Consider the following 11,821-nt stretch of genomic DNA (forward strand, 5'->3'; position numbering starts at 1 on the left):
AAGGTCTTACGCAAACCACCAGCGCTCTGTGAGTCGGCTGGAGTCCATTTGCCAGATGTTGCCAATATCAGGACCATGGGCCAATTTCGTAGAGGCCGCATCCACAGTATTTGCAAACATTGGAATAACAGTTCCACCCTCTTGAGAACATATCAACTGCATTTCAGCATATTGCTCACGCCGTTTATTGCTATCAAGCTCAGCTCGGGCGGTTAACAATAATTCCTGAAAACGAGCGTTCTCCCAGTGTGTGTCATTCCAAGGCACCCCACTCTCATAGGCCGTTGAGAACATCCAATCTTCCGTTGCACGGCCAGACCAATAGCAAGCACACCAGCCCTTTTTCAGCCAAACGTTAGACCAGTAGCCATCAGCTGGCTCTTGCACCACATTGATATTAATGCCGGCACTTTTGGCAGACGCTTGATACAATTGCGATGCATCAACCGCACCAGTAAAAGCCGCATCTGAGGCGGAAAGTTCTACATTTAACTCCGTCAAACCAGCCTCTTTCAAGTGAAACTTTGCCTTATCGAGATCAAGCTCAATTTGGGGAATTTCTGTAGCAAGGTATTGGTTCGCAGGACCGATTGGATGATCGTTACCTACCATACCATGACCCTGCAGAATTTTATCGACCATTTCTTGACGATTAATCCCGTATTTCAGCGCCTTCCGAACGTTAATGTCATTAAATGGTGCCTGATTGGTTAACATTGGGAATGTGTATTGCATATTCCCCGTCACTTCAAAAATCTCAATGTTTGGATTAGCACGCAACAATGGCTCGGTCTTAAAGTCAACACGATTCACCGCATCCACCTGACCGGTCATCAAGGCATTCATCCGCGCAGAGGAATCATTAATCGCGATACATTCAATCTCATCAAACCAACCGGCACGGCCATCTTTATAATGGCTGTCCACACGGGTGAGCACGCAGCGAACGCCAGGATCAAAACTAACAACTCTGTAAAGCCCTGTGCCAATGCCTTTAGCTATAGCTTCGTCAATCATTCCGGCAGGATACATCAAGATGTGATAGTCAGACAGCAGGAATGGGAAATCAGCATTACCCGCAGCCAAAGTAAATTGGATCTGGTGATCGTTCATCTTCTTCATGGTTGTGATCGCAGCCACAATTGGTTTTGCAGCAGATTTTGCACCTTCTTCTGTGTGCATATTTAAAGATGCGATAACATCATCTGCCCCAAAGGATTTGCCGTTATGGAACGTCACGCCTTTGCGCAGGTTAAACGTCCATGTTTTGGCATCTGAACTAGCTTCCCAGCTTTCTGCCAACTCACCTACGAGCTCACCGGAAGCCGTGACCTCTGTGAGGCAGTCAAACACGGTCCCATGGCCCATGTGGATCATGAATTGATCCGAATGTGTTCGGCCGTCAAAGCTGTCAGATGTATTCGCGCCGTTCAAGCCCATACGCAGCTTGCCACCGCGTTTTGCAGCAGATTTCGCCGGCAGACCGGTCGCGGCAATCACACCAGCGGCAGCCCCTGTTTTTAAAAGTCCACGTCTACTAAGTTGAGACATTCATTTTCTCCCTGGTTACTTTCATTTTGGCGGGTCGCCCCGCGCCCCCTATTTATAAGGGGGGGGTGATTCGATCTTACATCTTCCCAACCGCCGCGTCACCGATGTTATCCACGCCACGGCCATTTAACAGGTTTGTTAGCCAATCTGGGTCCATTTCAGGCACAGATGAGAGTAAAAGATCAGTATAGGGATGGTGTGGCGGTTGGAACATCTCGGCTTTTAGCCCCTGCTCAACAACCCTGCCATCTTTCATGACCACAACATCATCACTGATCGCCCGCACGGTCGCTAGGTCATGGGTGATGAACATGTAGGATAAGCCCAAGTCGTCTTGTAGCTGTGAAAGAAGTTTCAAAATGCCCTCTGCTACGAGTTGATCAAGCGCTGAGGTCACCTCATCACAGATGACAAACTGCGGCTCGGCAGCCAGGGCGCGGGCAATGCCAATGCGCTGCTTTTGTCCACCAGACAATTCGCTGGGCAGGCGGTCGATATATTGTCCTGGCTCCAGTTCAATCTGCGCCAACAACTCCTCAACCCGTTTGCGTTTGGCCGAACCTGTGAGACCAGAATAAAACTGCACCGGCCGGCCAATAATATCACCAATCGAGCTGCGCGGGTTGAGCGCCGTATCCGCCATTTGGTAAATCATCTGCACCTGACGCAATTGATCTTTGCTGCGCTTACGATAATCCAACGGCAAGACTTCGCCATTAAACTCAATATACCCTTGGCTTGGCGGCAGCAGCCCGGTGATACAACGCGCAGTTGTTGATTTTCCAGATCCAGATTCGCCCACAACCGCCACCGTGCGACCCGCGTGGATATCAAATGCGACGTCAAACAAAACAGGGGATTTTCCATAGGCCGCGGAGACGTTTTTCAAAGACACAATCGGCGTTGCTCCGGCTGAAATCGCCGGTTTTGCGGGTCTTTGAAACGACCGCACGGCCCATAAGGACTTGGTATAATCTTCACGCGGCGCAGATAGCATGGCGCGGGTCTCGGCCTCTTCCACCTCATCACCACGTAACAAGACCTTAATCCGATCAGCCATCTGCGCCACAACCGCAAGATCGTGGGTGATGTAAATCGCAGCCGTATCCAACTGCTCCACAATATCACGAATAGCGGCCAGAACTTCAATCTGAGTGGTTACATCCAGCGCCGTGGTTGGCTCATCAAAGATGATAAAGTCAGGCCGGCATGACATAGCCATCGCAGTCATTGCGCGCTGCAATTGCCCGCCGGAAACCTGATGCGGGTAGCGAAAGCCAATGTAATCGGGATCGGGCAGGCGTAGACGGCGATAAAGCTCCATACCATCCAACTCGCTTTCAGCCTTGACCCGCAACTTATGTTGTGTTGGCGCTTCTGTGTGTTGGTCGATCAGACGATGCGCTGGGTTGAAACTGGCCGCAGCAGATTGCGCCACATAGGCTATTCTCTTGCCCAGCATGTTGCGCTTCACCGCGGCAGAAGCGGTCACCAAATCCACCCCGTCAAAATCAACCGAACCGCCAGATATGCGGCATCCGTCGCGGGTAAATCCCATCGCGGCTAGACCAACCGTCGATTTGCCTGCGCCCGATTCACCAATCAATCCTAGAACTTCGCCCTTTTTCAGATCAAGATCTATTCCATTGACAATTGGAATCCAAACCTCATCGGATTTGCCTTCGATTTTCAACCCACGTATTTTGAGGAGCTGCTCTGTCATGACATTAATCCTTCAAGCCCGAAGATTTGTGCAGCATCCAATCCACTACAAAATTCACCGCAACAGTCAGCAATGCAATTGCTCCAGCCGCCAACAGGGGCGCGGTGGCAACATTTGGTGCGAAAGCAGCGAAATTTATGAATTGCGACAGATCTTTGACCATTGTTCCCCAATCCGCGAGGGGCGGCTGAATGCCCACTCCCAAGAAAGACAGCGACGCAATGGTCAGGAACACAAAACAAAACCGCAGGCCAAATTCAGCCAAAAGCGGTGCCGTTGCGTTGGGCAATATCTCTTTAAAAATGAGATATCCCATGCCCTCTCCGCGCAGCTTGGCCGCTTCGATATAGTCCATCACGACAATATTTTGCCCCACCGCGCGTGACAGACGATAGACTCGCGTGCTGTCAATCATCGCAATAATCAAGACCATAAAAATGGTGCGATCAACACCGAGCTGGTTTGACCAGACACTGGCGATAGTCATCAAAAGCAGTGCAAAAATGAGGGCCGGAATGGCCATCAAAACATCAACAGCGCGTGACAGGATTTGATCCAGCCACCCCCCAACAATTGCTGCAAGAAACCCCAGAGAGCCGCCCACGAAAAAGGCCAAGCATGTGGTAGCAAAGGCTATACCCACCGTATTCTGAGCGCCATAGATCAGGCGGCTGTAAATATCCCGACCGATTTGATCCGTACCAAGCGGAAAATTTGGATCGCCCCCCATCATTGGATTGCCGCCTGGCACAATATTGGCATTCGCAAAAATCTCTTCCTGCCCATAGGGTGCAATCGATCCAGCAAAAATGGAGACAATCGCGTAAAGCAAGATGACCAATACCCCAAAGGCAGCCGTCAGCGGCATAGCACGAAACAATTTTCGCGTCCCAGCGGTTCCAACGGCCCGACCAAACAGGCGAAATAGATAGGCCGCAATCGCAAAGCCGATGAAGCCCTGCACCGCCCAGCGGAAAAAGATCACCCCAGCGGACGGCACGCCGTTGACCTCAACCGGACGAAAATAATAGCTCACTGCGGCAATCAACACCAACAGACCCGCAACATAGCCGAAGGCGACCGCAAAGGGCATGTCACGAAAGAAGGGTTTGTTGTGGGTGAATTTTTGACCCAAAAAACGAAACACCCAGGCGACAACAGCCGTCGCAATCAAGATCAAAATCAAATTCAGCAACCAACTCATTTCGGGTGCCTCAATCTTGGGTTGGAAAGAATGGATAGAATGTCCGCCATCAAATTCAGCAAAATATAGGCCGCTGCAAAGATCAGGCAGCAGGCCTGCACCACGGGAATATCGCGGATTTTCACGCTATCAACAAATAGCTGGCCAATGCCGGGATATACAAACACGACCTCAACCACCACCACACCGGTGATTAAATAGGCAAGGTTAAGTGCAATCACATTGATAATCGGGGCCAAAGCATTCGGCAGCGCATGGCGCACAATCACACGCATGGGTTTGATGCCCTTGAGGCGGGCCATTTCAATATAAGGACTGGCCAAAAGGTTGATAATCGCCGCGCGGGTCATCCGCATCATATGAGCTGTCACCACTAAGGTCAGGGTCAAAGCCGGGAGCATCGTTCGGTTGAGTTTTTCGCCCAATGCCATGCCCTCATAGACATTCGACAGGGATGGAAAAATCGGGTTGAGCACCGCCAGCACCAAAATCAGAATGTAGGCGAGAAAAAACTCTGGGCTGGAAATCGACGATAGGGTCGTAATGTTGACGGCCCGGTCAAAGATAGAATTGCGATAAAGTGCTGCCAGAACGCCCAACGTGATCGAGATTGGCACAGCGAACATTGCGGTAACGCCAGCCAAAAACATTGTCGCTTTAAACCGTGGAGCAATTTGCTCCACCACGCCCACCAATTGATCCCCGCCCATATTTGACGCAAAATTCATCTGAGCAAAGCTTATCCCCAGATTGCCGGTCAAAACATTGGCCAGCCAAGAAAAATATCTCATGAAATAGTTTTGGTCCAAACCCAAATCCGCACGGATCTGCGCCACGGCCTCTTCTGTTGCCCCCTGCCCCAAAATTGCCTGGGCAAAATCACCGGGCAAGGCATTCACAGCCACAAAAATAACCACCGACACAATCAGCAATGTTAATATGCCAAGTACCAAACGTTGAAGAATGATCTGAAAGATAGACCCCACCAGACATCTCCTAATTCTATTAATTACCCCAGCGAGGTTAACGCCTGAAAGGCATATGTAAAGTCTCTTCTGTGAGTTTCCCGCTATGGGCGCAAAGCATCCATAACTTTCACCAATTGCGCGCTTATGGGTGCATCAGACAATGCGTGGCCGGCTTTGCCCACCATTTGCAATCGTGCCTTTGGCCATGCCTGCGCCAATTGCCAGGCGGTTTGTGGCGGGCAGATCATGTCATAGCGGCCTTGAACAATGTCACCAGGAATCGCAGCCAGCCGATCCATATTGTTCAACACCGCCTGATCCACACTCAAAAACAACTGATTTGAAAAATAGTGGTTTTCAAGCCGCGCGAAGGCGCGCGCATATTGTGACGGGGTTTCACCAGACATTCCCGTTGAATCAATAGAGGCCAAGGCATTCTCCCAACCTGCCCAGGCACGGGCATAGCGAGTTTCTTGCATCAAATCGCCACTGAACAGCCGAGCGCCATAGGCTGCAATCAGATCATCTTGCTCTTGCTTGGGAATTAAATCGGCAAATCGCGCCCAAGCTTCTGGCCAAAACCGCCCTGCGCCGCCACCGTAAAACCAATCCAGCTCAGATTTCTGGCCCAAGAAAACGCCACGCAAAATCAGATGCTGCACGAAAGAGGCATGGGCCTGCGCATAAATCAAAGCCAAGGTCGCGCCCCAACTGCCGCCAAAGACCATCCAACGCTTAATGCCTAGAGCCTCCCGAATTTTTTCGATATCTGACACCAAATGCCAAGTGGTGTTATGTGCCACCTCCGCATGAGGCCGAGAACGCCCACATCCACGCTGATCAAACAGAATGATTCGGTACACCGCGGGGTCGAAATACCGACGCATCGACGGGCTACACCCACCACCGGGACCACCATGCAAAACAACCACAGGCACGCCATCGGGCTTGCCACATTGCTCGACATAGATGTGATGCCCGTCGCCCACACTCAAGATCCGTTGATCGAAAGGCTCAATCGACGGATAAAGAACTTGCACTGCGCGTTTTTGACCTGCGACTTTGTCCATAACTGTCCTATATAAAGCAAAGGTCGGGTGCTGCCCTGCCTAGTATGTTAAATCCATATGGAGATGGGAATGCAAGGCAACCAATCGACCGTCGATCCTGCTGAGGTCGCAAAATTTGAGGCGATGGCCGCAGAATGGTGGGATTTAGAGGGCAAATTCAAGCCCTTGCACATGCTGAATCCTTGCCGCCTGGATTACATCACCCAGCAAATTTCCATGGAGTTTGACCGTGATTTATCAGCAGATCATCCCTTTAAAGGTTTGCGGATCTTGGACATCGGCTGTGGCGGTGGGTTGCTCTGTGAACCCATGGCCCGCCTTGGCGCCACTGTTGTGGGGGCGGATGCAGCCGCAGGAAATATTCCTGTTGCAAAACTGCACGCAGAGCAATCAGGGCTTGAGATTGATTATCGTTACATCACTGCCGAAGCCTTGGCGGACGCCAATGAGCAATTTGACGTGGTGTTGAATATGGAGGTGGTCGAACATGTGGCCAGCCCGCCGGCCTATCTCTTAGCCTGCCAACAGCTTTTGCGCCTAGGCGGCCTGCATATTTGCTCCACACTTAACCGCAACCCCAAAAGCTTTCTGTTCGCCATCATCGGAGCAGAATGGGTCATGCGATGGCTGCCAAAAGGCACTCATGATTGGAATAAATTTATCACCCCAGATGAACTCTTCAGTCTGCTTCAAGAAGCTGGGCTTAAACCGGTAGACCGTAAAGGATTTGTTTTTAATAAGATAGCTTGGAGCTGGTCCATCTCAGCGCGAGATCTCAGCGTCAATTATGTAACCGCAAGTATCAAGCCCGCCTAGGAATCGCTGGACATGCTCAAGCGTAACTCACGCAAAATGGGCAGAATGCTCTTGATGTTTTCCTCACCCGAAACACCAGTTGCGGCGGTCAGGATTGGCGCGATTTGAGCAAAAGCATGATCGCGCGCGGCTCGTCCAGCGGGGCTAATCACAACTTGTTTGCGCCGAGCATCATCCCAATCAGGCCGAATATGAACATAGCCAGCCCATTCCAACTTGTTGAGTGTGTTGGTCATCGCGCCGCGTGTCAGATTAAAGGTTTTGGCCAATTGCGCTGGGGTCCGCTCTCCACCCACATGCGCCAAATGATTAAGCACTGAGAAATGCGACAGCTCCATACCTTTCGGCAAACCCTTCGAAATTCGACTGCGCAACAATTGTTCCAGAGCCAAAATTTCCGAAAACAGGCTGACCGATAGAGTTTCAATCGTTTTTGTCATTACTTTGATACCGTTTCAAATCAAATGCGCGATCATGCTGCAAGGATGCCACACGCGCACGCGCCCTGTCCACTTCACCTAAGTCTAGTGTCACGAAATGCAATCCTGTTTCCAGCCCTGCGTCCAGAATTACCTCCCCCCAGGGTCCAACAATCAAACTATGTCCAAATGTTTTGCGCCCCGATCCAGGATGCACACCGGTTTGCGCCGACGCGATCACGAAGCACCCCGTCTCAATCGCGCGCGCGCGCAGTAAAACATGCCAATGCGCCGCCCCCGTTGGGCGGGCAAAGGCAGATGGCACAGCCAAAATTTGGGCCCCCGCCTGCGCAAGGGCGCGATGCAATGCCGCAAACCGTAGATCATAGCAAATACTGAGCCCTAGCTCAGCCCAAGGCGTTTGCACGACAGCCGCCTTGGTGCCAGGGCGATAGCCCTTCGACTCGTGATACCTCTCTGTGTCAGACAGGGTGACATCGAACATATGAATTTTGTCGTAAAATGCGACAATCTCCCCCTCTGCATTGATCATAACAGAGCGGTTGGCAAAGCGGCCGTCATCATCGTCAGTTTTGACCGTCACCGAGCCAAGCGCAACCCAAAGGCCCAAGTGCCGCGCGCGCGCGCAAATAGCCTCAATAAAACTGTTTCCCGCATAGGGTTCCAAAACTTGGAATTGATGGGCGCGGTCAACCGAGATGCAATTAGTCACCTCTGGTAAAAACAAAATATCCTGACCCGCCGATTGATCCATAAGGCGCGAGACCGTTGCTAGATTCCCCGCGGGCTGATCGCTGGACGTTATCTGCGCGATGGCAACTTTCACGGCGCCAACATAACGGCCAATTTGCCAGATCGATCCAGTGCATAAAGCTCATCACATCCGCCAATATGCAGATCGTCTATAAAAATCTGCGGGACTGTATGCCGACCATTGGCCCGCGTTTGCATCTCAGAGCGGCGCTCCGGGCTCTGTGAAAGATCCACTTCCTGAAACGTCGCGCCTTTCGCATCCAAAAGCCGTTTGGCGGCATGGCAATAACCGCAAAGCGGTGAGGTGTATAATTCGATAATCGCCATTCACTAAAACTCCGTTGAATCCGCGGCCATTACAGCCCGCCAGTATAACGCTGATACCTATAGCTCACCAGCCATTGAACGTGCTGTAAATGATCCAACCGTGATATGGCAATTTTTTTCTATCGTCGCCTATTTTCTATCTGCGTCGCGCGGGCCATCCCCGCAACGCTGCACACCAGATCAGGCCGGTTTCGCAGAGCGAGCCGATGCAATCACAGAGACAGTTTTCGCTCCAGCCTCCAGACACGCGCGCGCAGCTTCCAAAAAAGTGGCCCCGGATGTGAAAACATCGTCCACAAGCACCACCTCACGCCCAGACACACATCCAGCGCGCGCCGGGTTCTCCACCATAGACGCATGCAGAAGCTTCCAGCGTTCCGCTGCTGTATGATCTTTAAGCTCCAGTGTGCGGCGACACTTCTTTAGCCCGTCTAAACAGAAGTCAATTCCCGCCATCCACGCCATCTTCTGCGCAATGAGTGCTGATTGATTAAACCGTCGGAGCAACTGCCGTTGCAAATGCAAAAGAATTGGAATGAGCAAAGGGGCGGGGGGTGTTCAAGCAATCGTCACAAAGAATATGCGTACCATTTTGATCCCCTAACATTTGCATACCACATTTCGGACAGATACAGCCAGAAATAAGATGAGCCTCGCGCCAACATTCTGGGCAAAGATGCAGGTGATCTTGCACCAAGACCCGACATCCGGGACATTGATGAGGATAAATCATTTGCAACACACCTTGCAAATCACACAGCTCCCTTCTACCTCAGAGCAATGACCGCGCCTCTACTTTTCGATCCCAAGGCTGAAGCCGAAGCCCGGGCCCGGGCCCACGCCACCGGCATGTTTTTGCAAGAGCTGGCCTGCACTGAAATCATAGAAAGACTGAAAGCGGTTAACAGGCAGTTTAAATCGGTCGCCATCGTCACAGGTTTTCCTGAATCTTGGTCCATTGCCCTTCCAAGCGCGAAACTGGTGCCCGATGAGGATCTTTTGGAATTAAGCCCTGGCCAGCATGATCTCGTAATACACGCAATGGCACTGCATCATTGCAATGACCCTGTAGGCCAAGTGGTGCAATGCGGCCGCGCGTTAAAACCCGACGGATTGTTCATGGGGGTATGTTTTGGCGGTCAAACCCTCACAGAACTGCGCAGCGCCCTATCCGTGGCAGAAGCGGATTTGCGCGGGGGCCTGTCGCCGCGTATCACCCCTATGGCGGAAATTCGAGAACTTGGCGCCCTTTTGCAACGCGCCGGCCTCGCTTTGCCAGTGGCAGATTCATTAAAAATACCGGCATCTTATAGCGATATTTATCACTTGATGCGCGATTTGCGCGACATGGGTGAAACCAATATTATGACGGCGCGGCAAAAAACCTTCACTTGCAAATCACTTTTTGACCGGGCCCAAGAGGTGTTTGCTGCAGAATTCCCCACCGATGACGGCCGCATTTCCTGCACATTCGATTTGGTTTTCCTTTCTGGTTGGGCACCACACGCGAGCCAACCCAAAGCATTAAAGCCCGGATCCGCGACGAAATCGCTCCAAGAAGCCCTAGAGGGGGCAAAAAGCTCCTTGGGGAATTGACGAGACCCATTTTCCAGTTATTTGCAGGGAACAAGTTCAGGAGAGCACCGTGACAGATCAAGAGACCACCTATCTGCCCTTATCCGCTGCACCAGCAGATCACCCAAAGGTGAAGGCGCCAAAGATTGGGGTTTTGCTGTCCAATCTGGGCACACCAGACAATTATGACTATTGGTCCATGCGCCGATACCTGGGCGAATTTTTGTCGGATCGGCGGGTGATTGATTATAGCCCTTGGCTTTGGCAGCCTTTGCTCCAGCTCATCATCTTAACAAAGCGACCGTTTTCTTCTGGCGCGGCCTACAAATCAATTTGGAATATGGAGGCAAATGAAAGCCCCCTGGCCACCATAACAAAGGCGCAAACCGAGGCCGTTCGGGCAGAAATTTCGAAACGCCACGACGGTAATGTTATGGTTGAATATTGCATGCGCTACGGCAATCCTTCCACCCAATCCGTTGTGCAAAAAATGGTCGACGCTGGCTGCCAGAAAATTCTGTTCTTTCCACTCTACCCGCAATTCGCTGGGGCCACCTCTGCCACGGCTAATGATGAGTTTTTCCGCAGCTTGATCAAGCAAACTTGGCAACCGGCCGCTCGGACTGTCAGCCCTTATTTTGATCGTCCCGATTATATCAACGCATTGGCCACCTCCATTGAACGGGCCTATGAAAGGGCAGATGTGCGTCCAGAGGTTTTAGTATGCTCCTATCATGGTGTGCCAAAGCGTTATTTGATGCAGGGTGATCCCTATCATTGCCAGTGCCAAAAAACCACGCGCCTGTTGAAAGAGCGCCTGGGTTGGGATGACACACAAATCGTAACCACCTTTCAATCAAAATTCGGTCCAGAGGAGTGGTTGCAACCCTATACGGTCGAAGAAGTGGCGCGTATGGCTGAGAAGGGCCAGAGAAATATTGCTGTCTGCGCCCCAGCTTTTTCAGCCGATTGCATAGAAACGCTGGAAGAAATTAACGAAGAGATCAAAGAAAGCTTTGAGCACGCCGGCGGCGAGCATTTCACATATATCCCCTGCTTGAACGACAGTCAGGAACATATTGAAACTTTGAGCAATGTGATTTCAGAAAATCTACGAGGCTGGATCCAATCAAAAAAGGGCCCCTGAAACAGCGGCCCTTTTCAAATTTATACTTATAAACAACTATTTATTTGGTTACCGGTTAGTTAATTGCCAGTGCCACGATTGCGATCAATGCCAGTGGAATCAGCAACGTGCTTGCAGAACCAGCTGCTTGATCCATTGTGGATGCAACAACAGGTGCTTCCATGACCGGCTCGCTCATACCGCCTGCGAAAGCAGTGGTTGCGGCTGCCGCAAAGACTGTCGCCAAAATTAGTTTTTTCATTTCCGT

The 11,821-nt window shown here is 51.3% G+C and carries 13 protein-coding genes; 3 read left to right on the top strand and 10 right to left on the bottom strand.

The features are described 5' to 3' along the window. Positions 1–6 precede the first annotated feature (6 nt). The 5 genes from ABLW18_RS06475 to pip all read right to left on the bottom strand — a co-directional run bounded on the left by ABLW18_RS06475 (position 7) and on the right by pip (position 6,516). The gene (locus ABLW18_RS06475; protein WP_347824022.1) at positions 7–1,551 is read right to left on the bottom strand and encodes an ABC transporter substrate-binding protein; all 1,545 of its coding nucleotides are present in this window, start codon (positions 1,549–1,551) and stop codon (positions 7–9) included. Positions 1,552–1,627: 76 nt separating this feature from the next. Further along, entirely contained in the window at positions 1,628–3,274 is a 1,647-nt protein-coding gene (locus ABLW18_RS06480; protein WP_347824023.1) for an ABC transporter ATP-binding protein, read from the bottom strand. Positions 3,275–3,278: 4 nt separating this feature from the next. Beyond that, positions 3,279–4,478: an ABC transporter permease gene (locus ABLW18_RS06485; protein WP_347824024.1), complete on the bottom strand. Its 1,200-nt coding sequence runs from the start codon at positions 4,476–4,478 to the stop codon at positions 3,279–3,281. Beyond that, on the bottom strand, positions 4,475–5,464 hold the full coding sequence (locus ABLW18_RS06490) for an ABC transporter permease (protein ID WP_347824025.1): 990 nt from the start codon (positions 5,462–5,464) through the stop codon (positions 4,475–4,477). The genes ABLW18_RS06485 and ABLW18_RS06490 overlap by 4 nt, the downstream gene beginning before the upstream one ends. An 83-nt stretch (positions 5,465–5,547) precedes the next feature. Further along, positions 5,548–6,516 (bottom strand): prolyl aminopeptidase, encoded by a 969-nt coding sequence (gene pip / locus ABLW18_RS06495; RefSeq protein ID WP_347824026.1) that lies wholly within the window; start codon positions 6,514–6,516, stop codon positions 5,548–5,550. 69 nt (positions 6,517–6,585) lie between these two features. On the opposite strand from pip, the gene ubiG reads away from it, so the two are divergent. Continuing rightward, complete coding sequence (ubiG, locus tag ABLW18_RS06500; RefSeq protein ID WP_347824027.1) at positions 6,586–7,332, top strand: bifunctional 2-polyprenyl-6-hydroxyphenol methylase/3-demethylubiquinol 3-O-methyltransferase UbiG; 747 nt, start codon at positions 6,586–6,588, stop codon at positions 7,330–7,332. Here ubiG and ABLW18_RS06505 read toward each other — a convergent pair. The 4 genes from ABLW18_RS06505 to ABLW18_RS06520 all read right to left on the bottom strand — a co-directional run bounded on the left by ABLW18_RS06505 (position 7,329) and on the right by ABLW18_RS06520 (position 9,308). Beyond that, complete coding sequence (locus ABLW18_RS06505) at positions 7,329–7,772, bottom strand: MarR family winged helix-turn-helix transcriptional regulator (protein WP_347824028.1); 444 nt, start codon at positions 7,770–7,772, stop codon at positions 7,329–7,331. The genes ubiG and ABLW18_RS06505 overlap by 4 nt on opposite strands. Beyond that, positions 7,756–8,598 (bottom strand): carbon-nitrogen hydrolase family protein, encoded by an 843-nt coding sequence (locus ABLW18_RS06510; protein ID WP_347824029.1) that lies wholly within the window; start codon positions 8,596–8,598, stop codon positions 7,756–7,758. Before ABLW18_RS06510 ends, ABLW18_RS06505 begins: the two co-directional genes overlap by 17 nt. Further along, positions 8,595–8,852, bottom strand: coding sequence for a glutaredoxin 3 (gene grxC, locus ABLW18_RS06515; protein ID WP_347824030.1), 258 nt, complete (start codon positions 8,850–8,852; stop codon positions 8,595–8,597). Before grxC ends, ABLW18_RS06510 begins: the two co-directional genes overlap by 4 nt. A 180-nt stretch (positions 8,853–9,032) precedes the next feature. After that, the gene (locus tag ABLW18_RS06520) at positions 9,033–9,308 is read right to left on the bottom strand and encodes a phosphoribosyltransferase family protein (RefSeq protein WP_347824031.1); all 276 of its coding nucleotides are present in this window, start codon (positions 9,306–9,308) and stop codon (positions 9,033–9,035) included. A 324-nt stretch (positions 9,309–9,632) separates the two neighbouring features. On the opposite strand from ABLW18_RS06520, the gene ABLW18_RS06525 reads away from it, so the two are divergent. Further along, entirely contained in the window at positions 9,633–10,448 is an 816-nt protein-coding gene (locus ABLW18_RS06525) for a methyltransferase domain-containing protein (RefSeq protein WP_347824032.1), read from the top strand. Between the two features lie 49 nt (positions 10,449–10,497). After that, entirely contained in the window at positions 10,498–11,574 is a 1,077-nt protein-coding gene (gene hemH, locus ABLW18_RS06530) for a ferrochelatase (RefSeq protein WP_347824033.1), read from the top strand. A gap of 55 nt (positions 11,575–11,629) precedes the next feature. Here hemH and ABLW18_RS06535 read toward each other — a convergent pair whose 3' ends face one another. Then, positions 11,630–11,815: a hypothetical protein gene (locus tag ABLW18_RS06535; protein WP_347824034.1), complete on the bottom strand. Its 186-nt coding sequence runs from the start codon at positions 11,813–11,815 to the stop codon at positions 11,630–11,632. Between the last annotated feature and the right edge of the window lie 6 nt (positions 11,816–11,821).

It is taken from the genome of uncultured Planktomarina sp., assembly GCA_943788425.1.
Classification (GTDB): Bacteria; Pseudomonadota; Alphaproteobacteria; order Rhodobacterales; family Rhodobacteraceae; genus Planktomarina.